Genomic DNA, 21,674 nt, shown 5'->3' with positions numbered 1-21,674 from the left:
GGGGCTTCAGCCGCGCGAGTACAGGTGCACGCCGCCGCTGTTCTGGGGGCGCTCGCCCAGCAGCCAGCCGCGCAGGCTCCGGGCGCCGTCTTCCAGGCGCGCGCCCACCGCCAGCTGGCGGCCGTCGCCCGAGAGCGCCAGCGCTGAGCCGAACTGGTCGCCCGTGCGGGTGCGGCTGGATTTCACATAGTCGGTCTGGTCCCAGCGCTGGCCCTGGCGGCTGTACACGTACACGGCGCCAGCGGCCTGCGCAGTGGCGTCGGCCTGTTCACCACCCAGGCCCCTCGCAGCGCTGGATTCGTTCACCGCCGACACGGCCAGCACACGGCCATCGGCCGAGAGGCTGAGGCGCTCACCGAAGGCGTCGCCGGTGCGGCTGTTGGACGCACGCAGACGCGCGGTTTGCCGCCACTGCCCGGCCTGGTTCACGAACACATAGGCGCTGCCGGCCGAACGCTGGCGCGCTTCGGTGCCCTCGGGCGCACTCGCGCCCACCGCCAGGGTGGTGCCGTCGGCCGACAAGGCGATCTGCGAGCCCAGCGGGTTCTGCGGCGTGGCGTTGGCCGCCGCCACCACCGCCTGCTCGCGCCAGAGCGCGCCGTCGCGGCGAAACATGTGCACCGCGCCCAGACCCGAGGCGTGGGCCGCGGCAGCCAGCGTCTGCCCATCCTGCGAGAGCGCCACGCTCTTGCCCAGCTGCGCACCTTCCAGGGTTTCCGAAGCCGTCAACACCGCCTGTTCGGTCCAGCCTGCGGCCGTGCGTGCAAACACATACACCGCGCCGCTGTCGGTGTGCGCGCCCTGCCCGTCGCGCACGTCGTGCCGGTGAGCGCCCACAGCCAGCGTGTCGCCTGCACCGGCGAACGACAGGCTCATGCCGAACCAGTCGAAGCTGGCCGCGTTGGAAGCCAACAGACGCGCGGGCTGGCTCCAGGCACTGTCGATGCGCTCGAACACATACACCACCCCCTGGTCACCCGCCAGCGATTCGCCGGCGCGGGCGGCAGCGTGCGATTCAAACGGTGCGCCCACCGCGAGGCGGCTGCCGTCGTCGGACAGCGTGAGGCTGTGGCCGAAGCCGCTGCCGCTGGTGGGCAGCGGTGCCAGCAGACGCGCCTGTTCGCGCCAGCCCCGGGGCGTGCGGGTGTACACATACACCGAACCCGCAGCGGGCACGGCCTCCGTTGCACCGGTGATGGTCTTCAGATCGGCGCCCACGGCCAGGGTGTTGCCGTCGCGGGAGAGGGCCACGGCGGCGCCGAACACATCGCCCGCGGCGGCGTCCGACGCCTGCAGGTGCGTGGACGTGTCCTGGGAACGCACGGCGGCCAGCGCGGTGGGCAGGCCCAGGCCTTCGAGGGACACCTGGGAAAACAGTTCGCTGCTCAGGGGCGTGGCCTTGTCGCCCGCGCAGGCGGACAGCCAGGCGGCGGTGGCCAACAGCGGCACGGCGAGGGCCAGGCGAAAGGTGGAGTTCATGGTGGAGGTCCTGTGAATTCGTTGATCTGCAACGACCTGGCAGGACACTGGGCTGCTGGCCCGCACTGCCGATCGTTCGGTGGGGCAGATGGTCTTCATTTCGGACCGGCAGCAACATACTTCAAAGGCGCTACACGAACGCCTTTTCCTGGACCTTCATGAACTAGTTCGCACGCAGGGGAATGCCTGGGCGTGACAAATGTCCACCCGCGTCGCCGGTGGCCTGGCTTCAGCCCGGCGAATCGCTTTTGAACAAGCGGCTGGCCAGGATGTCGGCCGGCATGAGCGTGGTGAGGTCGTCGCGGGTGAGTTCGCGGTCGCGGTCGACAAACAGGCGGCTGGCCTGGCGCAGGCGCGCACGGTCCAGCGCATTGCGCACGCTGCGCGCGTTCGCGAAGTGGGGCAAGGGAATGCGGCGCTGCAAATAGCTCTCGAACGCTTCGCGTGCACCTTCGCCGAAGCGGTAGTTCATGGTGCCGAGCATGCGGTCCGCAATGTCGAGCAGCTCACCCTGACCGTAGTCGGGAAAGTCCAGGTGGTGTGCCACGCGCGAGGACAGACCGGGGTTGGACTTGAAGAAGGTGTCCATGCGGTCCTTGTAGCCCGCGAGGATCACCACCAGATCGTCGCGCTGGTTCTCCATCACCTGCAGCAGGATCTCGATCGCTTCCTGTCCGTAATCGCGCTCGTTCTCGGGGCGGTACAGGTAGTAGGCCTCGTCGATGAACAGCACGCCGCCCATGGCTTTCTTGAGCACCTCCTTGGTCTTGGGCGCCGTGTGGCCGATGTACTGGCCCACCAGGTCGTCGCGCGTGACGCTGACCACATGGCCTTTGCGCACATAGCCCAGGCGGTGCAGGATTTCCGCCATGCGCAGGGCCACCGTGGTCTTGCCGGTGCCGGGGTTGCCGGTGAAGCTCATGTGCAGCGACGGCGTCTGCGCCTGCAGCCCGAGGGTCAGGCGCAGCTTGTCGACCACCAGCAGGGCCGCAATGTCGCGGATGCGGGTCTTCACCGGCACCAGACCGATGAGGTCGCGGTCCAGCTCGTCCATGACCGACTCGACCTGGCTTTGCGCCAGGACATCGGCCACGGTGCGGGGGCTGCTGGGGGTCTCTGAGTTCATGGAACGTCTCCGGAACGACGTGTCTCCCCCCGGAGATACCGCGGAACCGGCTTTGCCGGGCCGCAGGTATCGCCCCCTGCAGGGGGTGACGCGCTGAAAGCGCGGCGCGGGGGGGAGCCCTTGTCTAATAACGCTCGCCTTCGGGCTTGTCGGTCGCGTACGAGCTGATGCGATAGCGCACCTGCCGACCTTCCACCTCGGTGCGTGCGAGTCCGAAGCCTGGCTCCCTGGCGGGCCGGTTGACGATGAACGACATGCGCGGCGACTCCACGCCCTGCGTCGAATCGAACGCCGTGACGCGGATGTAGTGCTGCGGAAAGGTTCTGCGGCAGTTGTTGATCTCCATCAGGATACCGGCCGGGTCCTTCAGGTCGAACATCGGGTTGCCGAACATCTCCCAGTAGGTGTTGCGCGGGTGCGGGTCGTCGGTGTACTCGACGCCCACCGCGTAGTTGTTTTTCAGCGCGTACTCGATCTGACTGCCGATCTGTGCGTCGGTGAGGGGGGGCAGGAAGGAAAACTGGCCCTGCGTCAGGCGGTTGCCGTGGTTGGTCATCATGGTGTGTGTCTCCTTCAAGCAGATGCGGTGGCCGTGGGCACGAAGTCCGCGGTGTCGGTCGATTCGTAGTTGAAGCTGATCTCACCCCAGGTGTCGAGTGCCGCCTTCAACGGTGAACACCACTTCGCGGCGTCCTGCAGGATTTGCGGGCCTTCGTTCCAGATGTCGCGGCCTTCGTTGCGCGCCAGCACCATGGCTTCGAGCGCCACGCGGTTGGCCGTGGCACCGGCCTGGATGCCCATCGGGTGCCCGATGGTGCCGCCACCGAACTGCAGCACCACGTCGTCGCCCAGGTAGGTCAGCAACTGGTGCATCTGGCCGGCGTGGATGCCGCCCGAAGCCACCGGCATCACCTTGTTGAGCGAGGCCCAGTCCTGCTCGAAGAACAGGCCCTTCTCCAGCTGCATCGGCGTGTGTGTGTCGAGCAGCGTGTCGTAGAAGCCGCGGATCATCATCGGGTCGCCTTCGAGCTTGCCGACCACGGTGCCGGCGTGGATGTGGTCCACCCCCGCCATGCGCATCCATTTGCAGATCACGCGGAAGTTCATGCCGTGGTTCTTCTGGCGCGAGTAGGTCGAATTGCCCGCACGGTGCAGGTGCAGGATCATGTCGTTCTTGCGCGCCCACAGCGCCATGCTCTGGATGGCGGTATAGCCGATCACCAGGTCGATCATGATGATCACGCTGCCCAGGCTCTTGGCGAACTCGGCGCGCGCGTACATCTCTTCCATCGTGCCGGCGGTCACGTTCAGGTAGTGGCCCTTGACCTCGCCACTCGCAGCGCTCGCCTTGTTGACGGCTTCCATGCAATACAGGAAACGGTCGCGCCAGTGCATGAAGGGTTGCGAGTTGATGTTCTCGTCGTCCTTCATGAAGTCCAGCCCGCCCTTGAGGCCTTCGTAGACCACACGCCCATAGTTGCGACCCGAGAGTCCCAGCTTGGGCTTGGTGGTGGCGCCCAGCAGCGGCCGGCCGAACTTGTCCAGGCGCTCGCGTTCGACGACCACGCCGGTGGCCGGACCCTGGAAGGTCTTGAGGTAGGCCACCGGAATGCGCATGTCCTCCAGTCGCAAGGCCTTGACCGCCTTGAAGCCGAAGACATTGCCGATGATGGACGCGGTGAGGTTGGCGATGGAGCCGCCTTCGAACAGGTCGAGGTCGTAGCCGATGTAGACGAAGTACTGTTGTTCGGTCTTGGTGCCGGGGCCGGTGTTGGGCACCTTGTCGACGCGGTAGGCCTTGGCGCGGTAGAGCTCGCAGGCCGTCAGCCGGTCGGTCCAGACCACGGTCCAGGTGGCGGTGGACGATTCGCCGGCCACCGCTGCGGCGCATTCTTCGGCATCCACCCCGTCTTGCGGCGTCATGCGGAACATGGCAATGACGTCGGTGTCCTTGGGCACGTAGTCCGGCTGCCAGTAGCCCATCTGCTTGTACTTCAGCACGCCCGCGCTGTAGCGCTTTTTGGCGTCGGTGATGATGCTGTCGTCGTTGGTGTCGGTCACGTTGTCTCCTCGGGTCGGGGTTGCGAAAAGCTGGGCATGACCGGACTGTAGAAACGATGTCACATAAGGTAAATTCAAACTTGCTGGCTCTTCGATTAAAAAAACCTGAACCTAGCCGGTGCATGTGTCCCGGCCCCAGCCGTGGGAGCTGTCGGAAATCGGGAGGGGATGTGGGGTCGGGCAGCGGCCCGGCCATGGCGCGAGGTCGGGCGTCAGCCGTCGGTGTCGGGTACGGTCTCGGCCTCGGGCAGGCGCGAGATCAGCACCTGGTCGATGCGCCGGCCATCGAGCACCAGCACCTCGAAGCGCCAGCCCGCGCACTCCACGCTGTCGGCCTGGGCGAGCAGGTCGCCCGCCACCGTCTGCATGAGGCCGGCCACGGTGTTGTAGCGGCCCTTGTCCTCGTCGGGCAGCTCGTCGATGTCCAGGCGCGACTTGAGTTCGGTCACCGGCATGGCGCCGTCGATCAACCACGCGCCGTCTTCGCGCTGTGTGGCCCAGGCGTCCAGGGCCGTGTGGGGCGAGAGTTCGCCCGTGATCGCCTCCAACATGTCCAGCGGCGTGAGCAGGCCCTGCACCACGCCGTATTCGTCCACCACGAACACCATGCGGGTGGCGCGTTCGCGGAACTGTTCGAGCAGCTCCATGCCGGTGAGTGTTTCGGGCACGAACACGGCTGGCTGCACGTGGCGCATCAGGGTTTCGTTGTTGCCTTCGGATTGCAGCGCCAGCATGCTTGGCAGGTGGATCACACCCACCACGTCGTCCAGCCCGCCACGACACACCGGGTACCACGAGTGGCCGGTGGTCCAGGCGCGCTGCACCGCCACGTCGATGCTGTCCTGCGCGTCCAGCCATTCGATCTCGGAGCGCGGCACCATGATGGAGGTGAGCTGGCGATCGTCGAGCAGGAACACGTTGCGCACCATCTGGTGCTCGTGCTCTTCGATGATGCCGGCGTCCACCCCTTCTTCAAGGCTGGCGTTGATCTCTTCTTCGGTCACGTGCTGCACCGCGTTGGTGTCGATGCGCAGCAGCTTGAGCATCCACTGCGTGGTGTGCGTGAGCAGCCACACGAATGGCTTGGCCGCCGTGGCCACAAAGGTCATGGGCCGCGACACCCAGCGCGCCACGGCTTCCGGATACAGCTGGCCGATGCGCTTGGGCACCAGTTCGCCGAACACGATGGTGATGAAGGTGATGGTCACCACCACCACGGCGGTGGACAGGATGTTGGCCGTGGCTTCAGTCAGGCCCCTGGATTCCATCCACAAGCCCAGGTCGCCACTGAACGCGGCCTCGCCCACGATGCCGTTGAGCATGCCGATGGAGGTGATGCCGACCTGCACCGACGAGAGGAACTGCGTGGGGTTCTCGAGCAGCTTCAGCGCGGTGATCGAGCCCTTGTCACCGGCCTCGGCCATGGCGGCCAGGCGGGCCTTGCGGCTGGAGGCCAGTGCCAGCTCGGACATGGCGAATGCGCCGTTGAGCAGCGTGAGAAAAACAATGAGGAGGGTGTCCATAATCGGCCGATGGCACTTTACATGATTGGGGATGTGCAGGGGTGCGACGAGCCTTTGGGCCGCCTGCTCGACGAGCTGGACTTTTCACCGAGCCGCGACACGCTGTACCTGCTGGGCGACCTGGTGAACCGGGGTCCCGCCTCGTTGCAAGTTCTGCGCCGACTCATGGCACTCGAAGGCGCTGCGCACAGCCTGCTCGGCAACCACGACCTGCACCTGCTCGCCGCCGCACACGGCGTGCGCAAGCTGCACCGCAGCGACACGGTGAGCGACATCCTCGATGCACCCGACCGGGTCGCACTGCTCGACTGGTTGCGCCGTCGCCCGATGGCTTTGTTTGAGCACGGCTGGCTCATGGTGCACGCCGGTGTGTTGCCGCAGTGGGACGTGGCCGACACCCTGGCGCGCGCGCAAGAACTGCAGGGCGCGCTGCGCAGCCCCGACTGGCCTGGTTTTCTGCAACACATGTACGGCAACGAGCCGGCCTTCTGGAGCGATGCGCTGCAGGGAGCCGACCGCCTGCGCGTCGTGGTGAATGCCTTCACGCGGTTGCGCTTCTGCTCGGCACAAGGTGTGATGGAGTTCGAGACCAAGGAAGGCGCCGATGGCGCGCCGCCGGGCTTCATGCCCTGGTTCGATGTGCCGGGCCGGCGCACCACCGGCGTCCCGGTGGCGTTTGGCCACTGGTCGACGCTGGGGCATGTGCAACGCGAAGATGTGTTGCCGCTGGACACGGGCTGTGTGTGGGGAGGTTGCCTGACGGCGGCGCGCATCCTGAGCACGCCCGGGCAGGTGGAGCGCATCGACGTGCGCTGCCCGCAAACCCAAAAGCCCGAGAACAAGAAGCCTCGCAAGGACCTCTGAGCGCAAGGCCGAGGGCGACAATCAGTCCTGCTGCACCGGCGCTGGAACAGGCTCTGCGACCACAGGTGCGGGCGCGCTCTTGAACAGCGCGGGCACCTTTTTGCGCGACTTGATGTTGGGCGACACGGTGCGCGCGGTGGCACGGGACGACGCTTCCCACGAGGGCGGCGTGTCACCCGTGGCGCTGGGCTCGTAGGGTTTGTCGAACAACGGATCTGCCGGCGCGCGCGGGGCACGCGCAGGCGGACGGCCCGCTGAAGCCGTGCGTGGCTCCTCGCGACCTTCGCCGCGCACTTCGCGGTCGCGCGGTGGGCGGCCCTCGCGGGGTTCGCGGCGCACGTCGCCCTCGGGCGCCTGCCAGGCGCGCTGGCCATCGTTGAAGCGGCCGGCCGGGCGCTTGTCCGCTTCGAGTTCGAGCGCTTCGAGTTCGAGCTTCTTGCCCAGCAGTTTTTCCAGGTCACCCATGAGGCGCGCATCACGCGGGCTCACGAAGGACACGGCCAGACCGGAGGCGCCGGCACGGCCGGTACGGCCGATGCGGTGCACATAGTCTTCGGCGTTGAACGGGATGTCGAAGTTGAACACCGCCGGCACGTCCTTGATGTCCAGGCCGCGCGCGGCCACGTCGGTGCAGACCAGCAGATCGACCGCGCCGCTCTTGAAGGCTTCCAGCGCTTTCAGGCGTTCGTCCTGGCTCTTGTCGCCGTGCAAGGCGGTGGTGTTGAGGCCCTCGCGCTCCAGCGAGCGCGCCAGCCGGGCGCAGCCGAGCTTGCTGTTCACGAACACGAACGCCTGCTTGAGACCGCGCTCGGCGAGGATCTGTTTGAGCACGCCGCGTTTGTCGTCGTCGCCCACGCTGTAGAAGTGCTGCTCCACGGTGGACGCGGTGGCGTTGGAGCGCGCGACTTCGATCGTCACCGGGTCCTGCAGGTAGCTGCCGGCCAGGCGTTTGATCTCGGTGGAGAAGGTGGCGGAGAACAGCAGCGTGGTGCGCTGCTTGGGCAGGTACGACAGGATGCGCTGCAGGTCGGGCAGGAAACCGATGTCGAGCATGCGGTCGGCCTCGTCCAGCACCACGTACTCGACCTGGTTGAGCACGCAGTTTTTGGCTTCGATGTGATCAAGCAACCGGCCGGGCGTGGCCACCAGGACTTCGACGCCCTTTTTCAGTTCGGCCGTCTGCGGCTTCATGTCCATGCCGCCGAACACCACCATGCTGCGCAGGTTGGTGTACTTGGCGTAGAGCTTGACCTGCTCGGCCACCTGGTCGGCGAGTTCGCGCGTGGGCAGCAGCACCAGGGCGCGCACGGGATGGCGCGCGGGCGAGGTCGACGCGTTTTCGTGCTTCATCATTCGCTGCAGCAAGGGCAGCGTGAAAGCGGCGGTTTTGCCGGTGCCGGTCTGGGCGGCGCCCATCACGTCACGGCCTTGCAGCACCACGGGAATCGCCTGCGCCTGGATCGGCGTCATGGTCTCGTAGCCCATTTCGGCCACGGCGCGCTCAATGGCGGGGGAGAGGGACAGTTCGGAAAAGGATTGGGTCATGGGCATCAAAGTTAGCCCGTGATTGTCGCACTTTGACGACTTTTCGTCCAAAACCGGCCCCCATGCTCACAGACTCTGCGCCTTGAAGGTGTCACAAGCCTGGACACTTCCTGTCTTCAGGCCGCTGTTGAACCAGCGCTGGCGCTGCTCGCTGGTGCCGTGGGTGAAGCTGTCGGGCACCACCTGGCCCTGGCTCTTGCGCTGCAGGGCGTCGTCGCCGATGGCGGCGGCCGCGTTCATGGCCTCTTCCACATCGCCAGGCTCCAGGATGGCGCCGGTCTTCTGGTTGTGGTGGGCCCAGATGCCGGCAAAACAGTCGGCCTGCAGCTCCACCCGCACCGACATGGCGTTGAACTCGCGCTGGCTCACCCGTCCGCGCATTTCGTCCATCTTGCCGGTGATGCCCAGCAGGTTCTGCACGTGGTGCCCCACTTCGTGCGCGATCACATAGGCCTGCGCAAAGTCGCCCGGCGCGCCGAGCTGGGTGCGCAGCGTGTCGTAGAAGCTGAGGTCGATGTAAACCTTCTGGTCGCCCGGGCAATAAAACGGACCCATGGCCGACTGGCCGGTGCCGCAGGCGGTGGGCGTGGCGCCGCGAAACAGCACCAGGCGCGGTTTCTGGTAGGTCGATCCGGCCTGCTGGAACATGGGTCCCCACACATCTTCGGTGCCGCCGAGCACCGAGGCCACGAAGCGCCCCATGTCGTCGGTGGGCGCCTGCGTCGGGCCCTGGCTGGTTTCCACCTGGGCCGCCGGTGACAGGTCACCGCCGCTGAGCGCGCCCAGGATGGTCATGGGGTTGATGCCGAAGATCCAGCCGGCCACCAGCGCAATCGCGATGGTCCCCACGCCGATACCGCGTCCACCGATGCCCCGGCCACCGCCGCCCGGGCTCGAGCGCCGGTCCTCCACCTGGTCCGACTGGCGGTTGTTTTCCCACTTCATGCTGCGTCTCCTGCGCAGCGGAAGTCGCTGCGCGGCCCATTATCCGGGCCGGCGCCACTCAGGCGATGGCCGTCTGGCAGGGGCTGGTTTGCAGGCCGGAGAAATCGGTCCAGCAGCGGCGCTCGAAGTCGTAGAGCTTGCAGCGGCGCGCGGTGTCGAAGTACCAGCGCCACGAAAAGCGCTGCACCGTGATGCGCCCGGGCAGCGTCGATTCCAGCAACTGTTGCGCACCTTCGAGTTTGTAGAGCGGGATGCTCATGTCCACGTGGTGCGCGGTGTGCTCCATGATGTGGTGCAGCAGCGCGCCGATGCGCAGGGGAAAGGTGAGGTGCACGGTGGTGGACACGAAAGGTGCGGCCCGCGCCCAGGCGGCCTTGTCGTCGTGCCACTGCACGGCGGTGTGCGTGTGGTGCACGTAGACCACGAAGCCGATCATGGCGTTCCAGAACAGGAAAGGCACGCCGAAGCCCAGGCCCACGAGCAAGGCGACGGACTGGTCGGTGGCCAGGGCCGATGCCACCAGCGCGCCGATCCACACGGCGGCGGTGGCGATCACGATCACGCCGTCCCACACAAATTCAGCGCGGCGCGTGCCCAGGTAGGTCTTGCGTGGAAAGAACATGCGCTTCCACCACATCTCCACCAGGTAATAGGCCGCCGGCCCCCAGCCGCTGCGGTAGAGGCGCTCCAGCCTGCGTTGGCCGGGGCTCAGCGCGTCGAATTCGGCGCGGGTCAGCGGTGCCCAGACGAAGTCGACACCCTTGAGGTTGGTGTAACCGTGGTGCACCACGTTGTGTCCCACTTCCCACAGGCTGTAGGGCGTGAGCGAGGGCAGCATGGCGATGCGGCCCAGCACGCGGTTGAGCCCGCGGCGCGGTGTGTAGCTCTGGTGGCAGGCGTCGTGGCCGATGATGAAGAGCCGCCCGATCATGAAGCCCGCCGCCAGGCCGCACAGCAGCTTGGCCCACCAGGCCGACAGCAGCACGGTGCCGACCATGAGCGAGGCGAAGATCGACCAGTCGAGCGCCAGCAAGGCAATGGCGCGCGCGGTGCGGCGTTCAACGATGGGGGCGAGCCAGCTGCGGATCACCTTGCGGTGCGGCAGGGGCTGACTGGCGGGGATGGGGTCGGGGGAAGCGAGGAAGACGGGATTGCTGGACATGGCGACCGATGCTATCGGCCAAAGCCCCACAAGGCCTTGATACAAGTCAAGCTACCGGCGGTGGAACGACAGTCCAGAACACCGCGGAACCGGCTCTGCCGGGCCGCTGGTGTTGCCCCCTGAGGGGGTCGCGCGAAGCGCGGCGGGGGGAGCTCTTGCCTAAGCCTTGGGCAACGTCACCCCGGTCTGCCCTTGGTACTTGCCGCCGCGGTCCTTGTAGCTGACCTCGCAGACATCGTCCTTGTCGCTCTCGAAGAACAGCACCTGCGCGCAACCCTCACCCGCGTAGATCTTGGCGGGTAGCGGCGTGGTGTTGCTGAACTCCAGCGTCACGTAGCCTTCCCATTCGGGTTCGAACGGCGTGACGTTGACGATGATGCCGCAGCGCGCGTAGGTGCTCTTGCCCAGGCAAATGGTGAGCACGTTGCGCGGGATGCGGAAATATTCCATGGTGCGCGCGAGCGCGAAGCTGTTGGGTGGGATCACGCAGACATCCTTGTTGATGTCCACGAAGCTGTTCTCGTCGAAGTTCTTCGGGTCCACCACCGTGCTGTGGATGTTGGTGAACACCTTGAATTCGGGTGCACAACGGATGTCGTAGCCGTAGCTGCTGGTGCCGTAGCTGATCACCTTCTTGCCCTCCACCGTGCGAACCTGTCCGGGCTCGAAGGGTGAAATCAGGCCGTGTTCCTCGGCCATGCGGCGGATCCATTTGTCGCTTTTGATGCTCATGGAGCGCGATTGTAGGGATTCGGGACGCGCCAACCGCCGACTCGCCACCGGGCAGAAACCCCGCGAACTTCCCGGAATTTCAGTAATTACTGAAAATTCAAGCCGGAGCAGATACATTTCTGCCCATGCCTCTCCAGGACCACCTCCCCCCGCTCAACCGCGAGTTCGTTGCCCACTTCGGGGAAATGGGCAGCAAGTGGGGCATCAACCGCACCGTGGGCCAGATCTACGCGCTGCTCTACATCTCGCCGCAGGCCCTGAACGCCGACGAGATTGCCGAGACGCTGGAGTTCTCGCGCTCCAACGTGAGCATGGGCCTGAAAGAACTGCAGGCCTGGCGCCTGGTGCGCCTGCGCCACCAGCCGGGCGACCGGCGCGAGTACTTTGAAGCGCCCGCCGACGTGTGGGAAATATTCCGCGTGCTGGCCGAAGAGCGCCGCCGCCGCGAGGTGGAACCCACGCTCTCGATGCTGCGCACCGCGTTGCTCGACACGCCCACGACCGAGGCCGAACGCCACGCGCAAAACCGCATGCGCGAGATGCACGACCTGATCGACCGTCTCATGACCTGGTTCGACGACGTGCAGAAGCTCGCGCCCGAGACCGCGATGCAGCTCATGGGCATGGGCACCACGGTGACCAAGGTGCTCGAGTTCAAGGACCGCCTGACCGGCAAGTCGCCCGCCCGCAAGACACCCCCGAAAGACCCGCTCGACCACGCAGCCTGAGCGCACAGAACACCGACTCCACTTCACCAGGTACCACCATGGACGCCTTGATCCTGTCGCGAATCCAGTTCGCCGCCAACATCAGCTTTCACATCCTGTTCCCCACCATCACGATCGCGATGTGCTGGTTCCTGCTGTTCTTCCGGTTGCGCTTCATCAAGACGCGCGACCCGGCGTGGGAAGAGGCCTACTACTTCTGGACCAAGGTGTTCGCACTGACGTTTGCGCTCGGTGTGGTCTCGGGCATCGTCATGAGCTTCCAGTTCGGCACCAACTGGCCCGGCTTCATGGAGAAGACCGGCAACATCTCGGGTCCGCTGCTGGGCTACGAAGTGCTCACCGCTTTTTTCCTGGAAGCGAGCTTCCTCGGCATCATGCTGTTCGGCCGCGGGCGCGTGTCGGAGCGCGTGCACCTGGCCGCCACCTTCCTGGTGGCCTTCGGCACCACCATGTCGGCGTTCTGGATCCTGAGCCTCAACTCGTGGCTGCAGACACCTGCCGGCTACGAGATCGTCAACGGCCAGTTCTACGCCACCGACTGGTGGGCCGTGGTGTTCAACCCCTCCTTCCCCTACCGCTTCGCACACAAGCTGCTGGCCTCGGCCCTCACGGCCTCGTTCCTGATCGCCGGCCTGTGCGCCTGGCAGCTCATCAAGGGCAGCGCCACGGCCGGCACGCACAAGGCCATGCGCACCGCGCTGGTGGCCGCAGCCATTGTCATTCCGATCCAGTTCGTGGCCGGTGACATGCATGGCCTGAACACGCTGGAACACCAACCCGCCAAGATCGCCGCCATGGAAGGCATCTGGGAAACCGAAAAAGGCGCGCCGCTCACGCTGTTCGGCATTCCCGACGAGAAGGCCGGCGAAACGCACTTCGCGATCCAGATCCCCAAGCTGGCCAGCCTGATCCTGGCGCACGACCTGGACGCCGAAATCAAGGGCATCAACGAATTTCCGGGCGCACACCCGCCGGTGGCACCCGTCTTCTGGGCCTTCCGCGTGATGGTGGGTGTGGGCTCGCTGATGCTGGCGGTGGCGTGGTTCGCCGCGTGGCAGCTGTGGCGCAAGCGCCGCCAGATGGCCGACGGCAAGATCCACCTGCCCAAGCCGCTGCTGTGGGTGCTGGCGGGCATGACCTTCTCCGGCTGGGTGGCGACACTCTCGGGCTGGTACGTCACCGAAATCGGCCGCCAGCCCTTCATGGTCTACGGCCTGCTGCGCACCAGCGAGATCGCCACCGACATCGCCCCGCCCATGATTGCGCTCACGCTCACCGCCTACCTCATCGTCTACGGCCTGCTGCTGGTCACCTACATCGGTGTGCTCAAGTACATGGCGGAGAACCCGTTCAAGCACGCGCCCATCCCCGGTGGCAATGCCGCCCTGGGCAAAGCGGGCGTTTGACCGAATCGAGACGGAGACACAACACATGACCTGGGCCGAATTCCTCCCCCTGATCTTCCTCGCCGTGATGGGCCTGTCCCTGCTGGCCTATGTGGTGCTCGACGGCTACGACCTCGGTGTGGGTCTGCTGCTGCCGCTGGCCAGCGAAAGCCAGAAGGACACCATGATCGCGAGCATCGGCCCGTTCTGGGACGCCAATGAAACCTGGCTGGTGCTGGGCGTGGGTGTCTTGCTGGTGGCCTTTCCGTTTGCGCATGGCCTGGTGCTGCAGGCGCTGTATCTGCCCGTGGCCATCATGCTGATCGGACTGATCCTGCGCGGTGTGGCGTTCGACTTCCGGGTGAAAGCGCCACTTCAGTTCAAGGGCTTCTGGAACAACGCGTTCTTTGCCGGCTCGTTGCTCGCCAGCAGCGCGCAGGGCTGGATGCTGGGCAGCTACATCACCGCCTTTCAGCCCGGTCCGCTGGGCCTCGCGTTCAGCCTGGGCATCGCCATCACGCTGCCGGCCGCCTACATCCTGCTGGGCGCGGGCTGGCTGATCATGAAGACCGACGGCGAGCTGCAGTTGCGCGCGGTCTTCTGGGCGCGGCGCGTGCTCTGGCCCATGGGGGTGGCGCTGGTGGCGATCTCGGCCGCCACCCCGCTGGTGAACCCGGCGGTGGTGGACAAATGGTTCGGCGTGCCCGAGGTGTTTGCACTGCTGCCCGTGCCACTGAGCTGCGCCATCGCGTTCTTTGCCGTGCGCTGGGTGGTGACGCACCCCGAGGTGGTGAAAGCCGGCTACGGCTGGGTGGTGTTCGTGTCCACCGTGCTGATCTTCGTGCTGGCCTTCTTCGGCCTGTCGTACAGCATCTACCCCGACATCGTGATCGGCCGCATGACGGTGTGGGAGGCGGCCATCGGCACCGAGGCACTCACGGTGATCTTCATCGGTGTGGCGATCACGCTGCCGGTGATCATCGTCTACACGGTCTTCATGTACCGCGTCTTCTGGGGCAAAGCCCGCGACCTCACCTACAACTAGGAGCTCCCCCCTGCGCCGCTGACGCGGCTTCCCCCCTCTCTGGCGCGCCTTCGGCGCTGGGAGGAGGGACGGCATCTTGGGCCGGCGGAGCCGAAACAGCGAGGAGCTCCCCCCTGCGCCGCTGACGCGGCTTCCCCCCTCTCTGGCGCGCCTTCGGCGCTGGGAGGGGGGACGGCATCTCGGGCCGGCGGAGCCGGACCCTTGATGCCTCTGGATGAAGGCACTTCATCCGTTGCGGGTTTTGCTCCCTCGCCCCTCTGGGGAGAGGGCTGGGGTGAGGGGCGGCTGTTTGGACTACCGTCCGGCGATCACCGTGCGCGCGATCACCCGGTCATCACCCAGCACGATCAGGGCAAACAGCAGTTCATCCAGGTTGCTCGCCTGAGCGGTCTTGCGCGCCAGCAGCGGTGTGGCCTTTGGGTCGAGCACCACGAAGTCGGCCTCGTTCCCGGGCTGCAGATTGCCCACCACACCCTCCAGGCCGAGCGCGCGCGCAGCTCCCGCCGTGTGCTGCCACCACAGCTGACCCGGCGTGAGGCTCTGCCCCGTCTTGCTCTGCCCTTCGCGGCCCACGCAATAGGCTGCGAGCATGGTGTGAAACGGCGAGAAGCTGGTGCCGCCGCCCACGTCGCTGGCCAGGCCGTAGCCCATGCCGGCCGCGTCAGCCGCTGCAAAGTCGAAGAAGCCGCTGCCCAGAAACAGGTTGCTGGTGGGGCTCACCGCCGCAACCGCACCGGTCCGCGCCATCTGCGCGCGGTCGGCGGCGTCGAAGTGGATGCAGTGCGCGTACACCGCACGCTCACGCAGCAGGCCGAAGTCGCCATACACACCCAGGTAGCTGCGCGACTTGGGGAAAAGTTCGGCCGCCCAGCGCACCTCGTCCAGGTTCTCGGCCACGTGCGACTGGATCCACACATCGGGGTACTTGGCAGCCAGATCGCCCGCACCGCGCAGCTGCGCCGGCGTGCTGGTGGGCGCAAAGCGCGGGGTGATCGCGTAGCCCAGGCGGTCCACGCCGTGCCAGCGCTGGATCAGCGCCTCGGTGTCGACAAGGCTTTGTTCGGTGTCGTCGCGCACACCGTCGGGGCTGTTTCGGTCCTGCAGCACCTTGCCGGTGATGAAGCGCAAGCCTCGGCGTTGCGCCTCTTCAAACGCAGCGGTCACCGACGCCGGATGCGACGTTGCAAAGGTCAGCGCAGTGGTCACGCCGTGGCGGTTCAACTCGTCAAAGAAGAAGCTGGCCACCTCACCCGCGTGCTCGCCATCGTGAAAGCGCGACTCGTGTGGAAAGGTGTAGTTTTCCAGCCAGGGCAACAGGCCCGCCGCCGGTGCGCCGATCACATCGGTCTGCGGGTAGTGGATGTGCATGTCCACAAAACCCGGCGCGATGATCTTGCCGCGCAGGTCTTCCACCGCCACGCCGGGGTAGCGGTCGATCAGCGCGGCGTGGTCGCCCACGGCGCGCACGACCGATTGACCGGTCGCATCCGGCCCCACGACCAGCAGGCCGTCGGCCTCGAACACGGGGGTCTGGTCGTCGGCAAAACGCAGGATGGACGCTCGGTAGGCTTTCATGGGCACGAGCTTAGTGGCATCGACCGATGTCGACATACCGAAAGCAACATGGGGCTTATCGGTCGATCTTGGCCAGCACGCCGTCGGCCAGCCACTTCATGCCCAGGATTTCGGCATCGCTGAGCGACTTGCCGGCCGCGATCGCGGTATTGCCTTCGTTGTCGCGCACACCGGCGGCGCTGGCAAAGACATGCAGGCGGCCCGCGGCCATGTCGGCCTGGCGTGCCAGCACCTCGTCCCGAACCGCGGCGGGCACCTTGGGGCCGAAACCGTCGACGCGGACCATGCCCTCCTTCACACCGCCCCACACGCTGCCGCTTTGCCATGTGCCCTCGAGCACGGCCTGCACGCGGCGCGTGTAGTAGTCGCCCCAGAGGTGGGTCACGGCGACGATCTGCGCGTCGGGTCCGAACTGGCGCATGTCGGAGTGGTAAGCCACGGCGAGCTTGCCGCGCTCCTGCGCCGCAGTCATCACGGCGGTGGAGCCGGTGTGAAACGCCAGCACCTCGGCGCCCTGGTTCATGAGGGTCATGGCCGCATCGCGCTCGCGCGGCGGGTTGAACCACTCACCCAGGAACACCACGCGCACGGTGGCCTTGGGATTGACCGAACGCATGCCCAGCGTGAACGCGTTGATGCCCTGGATCACCTCGGGGATGGGAAAGCCCGCCACGTAACCCGCCTGCGTGGCCAGACGCCCGGCTGCCACACCGGCAAGGTAGCGGCCTTCGTAGTAGCGCGCGTTGGCCGTCGCCACGTTGGGCGCGGTCTTGTAGCCGGTGATGGATTCGAACTTCACATCGGGGAATTCGCGCGCCACCTTGAGCGTGGGCTCCATGTAGCCAAAGCTCGGCGTGAAGATGATGCGGTTGCCCTGTCGCGCCAGATCGCGGATCACGCGCTCGGCATCGGCCCCTTCGGGCACGTTCTCCACAAAGCTGGTCTGCACGCGGTTGCCCAGCGCGGCCTGCACCGCCAGGCGCCCCTGCTCATGCTGGCGCACCCAGCCTGCGGGCGTGAGCGGCGCCACATAGACGAACGCGGCCTTCAGCGGCGCGGTGGCCGGTGCCTGTGCGTGGGTGGAAAAAGGGATGGAAAAACTGGCGACCGCCAGTGCGCAGGCGCACCGGGCCACGAGGTTTTTGTACATGGTGGTCCTCTACATGGCTTCCGTGAATGAAAAAGCGAGCCGGGGAAGCACCGGGCTCGCTGGAGGTGGATTTTAGGCGATGGCGCTGTCCAGCAAGGCCATCAACTCCGCGCGACGCGCGTCGCCCACAAAGCTCGCTTCAAAGCTGTTGCGCGCCAGCGTGATCACGTCGTCGCGCGACAGGTCGAGCGCCTGCACCGTCTGCACGAAGTTGGCGTTCATGTAGCCGCCAAAGTAGGCCGGGTCGTCTGAATTCACCATGGCGCACAGGCCAGCGTCGAGCAAGCGTTTCATGGGGTGATCGCGCAGGTCGTTCACCACGCAGAGCTTGAGGTTGGACAGCGGGCACACAGTGAGCGGTGTGCGGCGGCGGGCCAGCTCGGTGACGAGCGCCGGGTCTTCGAGTGAGCGCACGCCGTGGTCGATGCGTTCGGTCTTGAGGTCGTTCAGCGCTTCCCAGATGTAGGCCGGCGGCCCTTCTTCTCCTGCGTGCGCCACGATGCGCAGGCCAAGCTCTCGGCAGCGCGCGAACACGCGCGAGAACTTGCTCGGCGGGTGCCCCACCTCGCTCGAATCCAGGCCCACGCCGATGAAGTGTTCACGGTACGGCAGCGCGGCTTCCAGCGTGGCAAAGGCGTCTTCTTCGCTCAGGTGGCGCAGGAAACACAGGATGAGTTCGGCGCTGATGCCCAGCTCGGCCTGCGCGCGTGCGCAGGCGCTGGCCAGACCTTTGATCACGGTGGCCATGGGCACACCGCGCGCGGTGTGGGTCTGCGGATCGAAGAAGAGTTCGGCGTGCACCACGTTGTCGGCCTTGGCGTGCAGGAAGTAGGCCCAGGCCATGTCGTGGAAATCGGCTTCGTGCAGCAGCACGCTGGCGCCGGCGTAGTAGATGTCCAGAAAGCTCTGCAGGTTGGTGAAGGCGTAGGCCTCGCGCAGCGCCTCCACGCTCGCGTACGGCAGGCTCAGGCCGTTGCGCTGCGCGAGAGCAAAGATCAGCTCGGGCTCCAGTGAACCTTCAATGTGGATGTGCAACTCGGCCTTGGGAATGGCGGCGGCAAGTTCGGCGGCGGTCATGGTCATCTCGAATCCTTCAACAGGTGCCCAGGACGATGCCCAGGCGTTTCAAATACCGGCGGTACGCGCTCGACACCCGGTCGGCGGGTCCGTGCACTTCGGTCACCGTCGCGGTGCGGCCGATGGGCAGGGTGCGTGGGGTCTGCGATTCGACCACCGGGCGGTCCTGTGCAAACACGGTGTCCTGGAAGTCGACCAGTTCCTGATCGGTCGAGGTGTCGCCCTGCGTGGCCATCACGAACCAGGCGGTGCACACGGTGTCACCGTCGGGGCGGATGAACAGCGCAATTGCGTTGCTCACCGGGTCGCCCTCGCTCGCGTCCTTGCGCAGAACGGCAGCGAACGGGTGGGGCACGTCGTAGCGGTAGTGGATCCACGCGCCCTCGTCGGCACCGGCGTAAGCGCGGGGTTGCCAGGCGCGGGCGCCGATCACGGCGAGCGCATGAGCGCCCTCTTCCACCTGGCCCGTGTCCACCTTCGCATGGTTGCGTTCACCCAGCCAGCCTTCGTGCACGAAGCCGAAGTGGCTGAGGTCGAGGAAGTTTTCCACCAGGCGCGGTGCGCCGGTGTTGAGTTCGTAAGGGCCACAGACGACGCGTCGCCAGCCTGCGTCAACCCCAACCTCGAACCCGGGGATGTCATCGAGCGCGCCGAGCGAGGCCTTGGGCGCCTGCAGCCGCACCCACACCAGCCCGTAACGCTCGCGCGCTTCGAACACCGTGGCCACATGGCCGGCGGGCGGCGTGAAGTCGGGTGCGGCGGGAATGTGCTGGCACTGGCCGGTGTGGCCGAACTGCCAGCCGTGGTAAGGGCACTCCAGCCGTGCGCCGTGCAGGCCGATCAGCACGCGGCCCAGCGAGAGCTGCGCGCCGCGGTGCGGGCACTGGTCGGCCCATGCGTGCACCCGGTCACCGTCGTGCCCGGGATCGCGCCAGAGCACCAGCGACTGCCCGAGCAGCGAACAAGCCACAGGCGCCTCGCGCACCTGAGTCGATGCGATCACGGGGTGCCAGAGTTGCTGTTCGATCATCGAGGTCTCTTTCAAGCAGGAAAGCCGCCCGGAGGCGGCTTTCTTTTCAAGTGCGCGGCAGGGCCGATCTCAGTTGGGGACTTTGCCTTCAACGCCCTTGACGTAGAACTTCACGCCACCGAGGAACTTGTCGTCAGCGACCACGTCGGCGGCCAGCACTTCCTTGCCGTCCTGCCCCATGATCGGGCCCTTCCAGATGGAGAAGCTGCCGTCTTTCAAACCAGCGCGGATGCTGTCCACCTTGGCTTTGGTTTCGGCAGGCACGTCTTCGGCCACGGACACCATGTCAATGGCGCCTTCCTTCACACCCCACCACACGCCGCCGGTGGTCCAGGTGCCTTCCAGCGCGTCCTTGGTGGCCTTGATGTAGTACGGCGCCCAGTTGATGATGGCCGAGCCCAGGTGAGCCTTGGGGCCGTAGGCGGTCATGTCGGAGTCCCAACCGAAGGCGCGCTTGCCCAGCTTCTCGGCGGTTTGCAGCACGGCCGACGAGTCGGTGTTCTGGAACAGCACGTCGGCGCCGCCGTTGATCAGCGAGGTCGCGGCTTCGGTTTCCTTCGGTGGATCGAACCAGCCGTTGACCCAGACCACGCTGGTGGTGACCTTGGGGTTCACCGACTGCGCGCCCAGGGTGAAGCTGTTGATGTTGCGGATCACTTCCGGGATTGGGATCGAGGCCACCACACCGAGCTTGTTGCTCTTGGTCATGCTGCCGGCGATCACGCCGGCCATGTACGCGCCTTCGTAGGTGCGGCTGTCGTAGGTGCGCATGTTCTCGGCGGTCTTGTAGCCGGTGGCGTGCTCGAACTTCACGTCCTTGAAGTCGGGCGCGACTTTGAGCATGGGCTCCATGTAGCCGAAGGTGGTGCCGAAGATCAGCTTGTTGCCCTGGCCGGCCAGATCGCGGATCACGCGCTCGGCGTCGGCGCTCTCGGGCACGTTTTCCACGAAGCTGGTCACGACCTTGTCGCCGAATTCGGCTTCGATCGCCTTGCGGCCGTTGTCGTGCGCAAAGGTCCAGCCACCGTCACCCACCGGGCCGACGTAGGCGAACGCGATCTTCAGCGGCTCGGGCTTGGGCGCTTCCACCACGGCAGGCGCGGGCGCGGCTGCGGGAACTGCTTCCTCTTTTTTGCCGCAGCCAATCAGCACGGCGCTGGTCAGCGCGGTCAGCGCCGCGACCTTCATCAGGGAACGTTTGCTCAAATCTGTCATGGGTGAACCTCAGGGTTGAGAGGGTTGATGGAACGAAAAAAACACGCTTTGGAGCTTCACCCCGCAGGGTATCGGCACTGGCAGATACTTCAAAAAATGGGCACTCGAAATTATGCGCCGGGATAGAACGGTTTCCCGATGGAGGTCGGCATGTTGATGCGGATCCAGGTCGGGTTGCGCGAGATCAGCACCAGCACCACGATGGTGGCCAGGTACGGCATCATGGTCAGGAACTGGCTGGGCACGTTGACGCCGATGCCCTGCAGATGGAACTGCAGCATGGTCACGCCGCCGAACAGGTAGGCGCCGAGCAACACACGCGCCGGCCGCCAGGTGGCAAAGGTGGTGAGCGCCAGCGCGATCCAGCCCTTGCCGGCGATCATGCCCTCCACCCACAGCGGCGTGTACACGGTGGACACATAGGCCCCGGCCAGGCCACACAGCGCGCCGCCGGCCATCACCGCCATCAGGCGGATGCGGCGCACCGGGTAACCCAGCGCGTGCGCCGACTCCGGGCTTTCGCCCACGCTGCGCAGCACCAGACCCGAACGGGTGCGGTACAGAAACCAGATGAGGCCGAACACCAGCGCCACGCAGGCGTAGACCATGGGGTGGTGGCGGAACAGCGCCGAGCCCACGAGCGGAATGTCGGAGAGAAACGGAATGGCGAACTGGCTTTGTTCGGGCAGCTTTTCCTGCACGTAGCGCGAGCCGGCAAAGGCCGAGAAGCCGCCGCCGAACAGGCTGAGCGCCAGACCCGTGGCGTACTGGTTGGTGTTGAGCCAGATCACCAGGCCACCGAAGATGGCCGCCAGCAACGCCCCGGCGGCCATGCCGGCGGCAAAGCCCAGCGCCGTGCTGCCGGTGTGCACCACCGTGGCAAAACCGGCCAGCGCGGCGCACAGCATCATGCCCTCGGCGCCCAGGTTGACGATGCCGGCTTTCTCGTTGATGAGCAGGCCCAGCGAGGCGATGGCCAGCACGGTGCCCGCGTTGAGCGAGGCGGCGAAGAGGAGTGCGATGGATTCCATG

19 protein-coding genes are annotated in these 21,674 nt (G+C 66.1%); 4 read left to right on the top strand and 15 right to left on the bottom strand.

The window, feature by feature from the left end; all coding sequences use genetic code 11:
• Positions 1 to 6: 6 nt before the first annotated feature.
• From BSY239_RS03890 to BSY239_RS03870, 5 genes are all read right to left on the bottom strand, one after another.
• On the bottom strand, positions 7 to 1,479 hold the full coding sequence (locus BSY239_RS03890; RefSeq protein ID WP_069045689.1) for a hypothetical protein: 1,473 nt from the start codon (positions 1,477 to 1,479) through the stop codon (positions 7 to 9).
• A 229-nt stretch (positions 1,480 to 1,708) separates the two neighbouring features.
• Entirely contained in the window at positions 1,709 to 2,605 is an 897-nt protein-coding gene (gene cbbX, locus BSY239_RS03885) for a CbbX protein (RefSeq protein WP_069045688.1), read from the bottom strand.
• Positions 2,606 to 2,729: 124 nt separating this feature from the next.
• On the bottom strand, positions 2,730 to 3,164 hold the full coding sequence (locus BSY239_RS03880) for a ribulose bisphosphate carboxylase small subunit (RefSeq protein WP_069045687.1): 435 nt from the start codon (positions 3,162 to 3,164) through the stop codon (positions 2,730 to 2,732).
• 14 nt (positions 3,165 to 3,178) lie between these two features.
• The gene (locus tag BSY239_RS03875) at positions 3,179 to 4,666 is read right to left on the bottom strand and encodes a ribulose-bisphosphate carboxylase large subunit (protein WP_236944131.1); all 1,488 of its coding nucleotides are present in this window, start codon (positions 4,664 to 4,666) and stop codon (positions 3,179 to 3,181) included.
• 212 nt (positions 4,667 to 4,878) lie between these two features.
• Positions 4,879 to 6,189: a hemolysin family protein gene (locus tag BSY239_RS03870; protein ID WP_069045686.1), complete on the bottom strand. Its 1,311-nt coding sequence runs from the start codon at positions 6,187 to 6,189 to the stop codon at positions 4,879 to 4,881.
• 9 nt (positions 6,190 to 6,198) lie between these two features.
• Here BSY239_RS03870 and BSY239_RS03865 point away from each other — a divergent pair, with 9 nt between their 5' ends.
• Positions 6,199 to 7,053, top strand: coding sequence for a symmetrical bis(5'-nucleosyl)-tetraphosphatase (locus BSY239_RS03865; protein WP_069045685.1), 855 nt, complete (start codon positions 6,199 to 6,201; stop codon positions 7,051 to 7,053).
• Positions 7,054 to 7,074: 21 nt separating this feature from the next.
• Here BSY239_RS03865 and BSY239_RS03860 read toward each other — a convergent pair whose 3' ends face one another.
• From BSY239_RS03860 to dcd, 4 genes are all read right to left on the bottom strand, one after another.
• A complete protein-coding gene (locus tag BSY239_RS03860; RefSeq protein WP_069045684.1) occupies positions 7,075 to 8,598 on the bottom strand; it encodes a DEAD/DEAH box helicase in 1,524 nt (507 codons plus the stop codon).
• 66 nt (positions 8,599 to 8,664) lie between these two features.
• Positions 8,665 to 9,543 carry a KPN_02809 family neutral zinc metallopeptidase gene (gene ypfJ, locus BSY239_RS03855; protein ID WP_069045683.1) on the bottom strand — a complete coding sequence of 293 codons (879 nt, stop codon included), beginning with the start codon at positions 9,541 to 9,543 and terminating at the stop codon, positions 8,665 to 8,667.
• 58 nt (positions 9,544 to 9,601) lie between these two features.
• Complete coding sequence (locus BSY239_RS03850; protein ID WP_069045682.1) at positions 9,602 to 10,705, bottom strand: fatty acid desaturase; 1,104 nt, start codon at positions 10,703 to 10,705, stop codon at positions 9,602 to 9,604.
• A 159-nt stretch (positions 10,706 to 10,864) separates the two neighbouring features.
• A complete protein-coding gene (gene dcd, locus BSY239_RS03845; protein WP_069045681.1) occupies positions 10,865 to 11,437 on the bottom strand; it encodes a dCTP deaminase in 573 nt (190 codons plus the stop codon).
• Positions 11,438 to 11,562: 125 nt separating this feature from the next.
• Between dcd and BSY239_RS03840 the strand changes: the two genes are divergently transcribed.
• The 3 genes from BSY239_RS03840 to BSY239_RS03830 are packed head-to-tail and all read left to right on the top strand — an operon-like array spanning position 11,563 to position 14,595.
• Positions 11,563 to 12,165 (top strand): GbsR/MarR family transcriptional regulator, encoded by a 603-nt coding sequence (locus BSY239_RS03840; protein WP_069045680.1) that lies wholly within the window; start codon positions 11,563 to 11,565, stop codon positions 12,163 to 12,165.
• 38 nt (positions 12,166 to 12,203) lie between these two features.
• A complete protein-coding gene (locus BSY239_RS03835) occupies positions 12,204 to 13,571 on the top strand; it encodes a cytochrome ubiquinol oxidase subunit I (protein ID WP_069045679.1) in 1,368 nt (455 codons plus the stop codon).
• A 25-nt stretch (positions 13,572 to 13,596) separates the two neighbouring features.
• Positions 13,597 to 14,595, top strand: coding sequence for a cytochrome d ubiquinol oxidase subunit II (locus BSY239_RS03830; protein ID WP_069045678.1), 999 nt, complete (start codon positions 13,597 to 13,599; stop codon positions 14,593 to 14,595).
• 294 nt (positions 14,596 to 14,889) lie between these two features.
• Here BSY239_RS03830 and guaD read toward each other — a convergent pair whose 3' ends face one another.
• From guaD to BSY239_RS03800, 6 genes are all read right to left on the bottom strand, one after another.
• The gene (guaD, locus tag BSY239_RS03825) at positions 14,890 to 16,170 is read right to left on the bottom strand and encodes a guanine deaminase (RefSeq protein WP_069045677.1); all 1,281 of its coding nucleotides are present in this window, start codon (positions 16,168 to 16,170) and stop codon (positions 14,890 to 14,892) included.
• 55 nt (positions 16,171 to 16,225) lie between these two features.
• Positions 16,226 to 17,320 carry a BMP family ABC transporter substrate-binding protein gene (locus BSY239_RS03820; RefSeq protein ID WP_069045676.1) on the bottom strand — a complete coding sequence of 365 codons (1,095 nt, stop codon included), beginning with the start codon at positions 17,318 to 17,320 and terminating at the stop codon, positions 16,226 to 16,228.
• Between the two features lie 72 nt (positions 17,321 to 17,392).
• Complete coding sequence (locus BSY239_RS03815) at positions 17,393 to 18,397, bottom strand: adenosine deaminase (protein WP_069048754.1); 1,005 nt, start codon at positions 18,395 to 18,397, stop codon at positions 17,393 to 17,395.
• Between the two features lie 16 nt (positions 18,398 to 18,413).
• Entirely contained in the window at positions 18,414 to 19,427 is a 1,014-nt protein-coding gene (locus BSY239_RS03810; protein ID WP_069045675.1) for an aromatic ring-hydroxylating oxygenase subunit alpha, read from the bottom strand.
• 69 nt (positions 19,428 to 19,496) lie between these two features.
• Entirely contained in the window at positions 19,497 to 20,642 is a 1,146-nt protein-coding gene (locus BSY239_RS03805) for a BMP family ABC transporter substrate-binding protein (RefSeq protein WP_069045674.1), read from the bottom strand.
• Positions 20,643 to 20,752: 110 nt separating this feature from the next.
• Positions 20,753 to 21,673 (bottom strand): ABC transporter permease, encoded by a 921-nt coding sequence (locus tag BSY239_RS03800; RefSeq protein WP_069045673.1) that lies wholly within the window; start codon positions 21,671 to 21,673, stop codon positions 20,753 to 20,755.
• Position 21,674 lies beyond the last annotated feature (1 nt).

The sequence above is a fragment of the Hydrogenophaga sp. RAC07 genome (assembly GCF_001713375.1).
GTDB lineage: Bacteria > Pseudomonadota > Gammaproteobacteria > Burkholderiales > Burkholderiaceae_C > Hydrogenophaga.
Note: the sequence above shows the minus strand (reverse complement) of the source record. Positions and strands in the feature narration are given on the sequence as shown.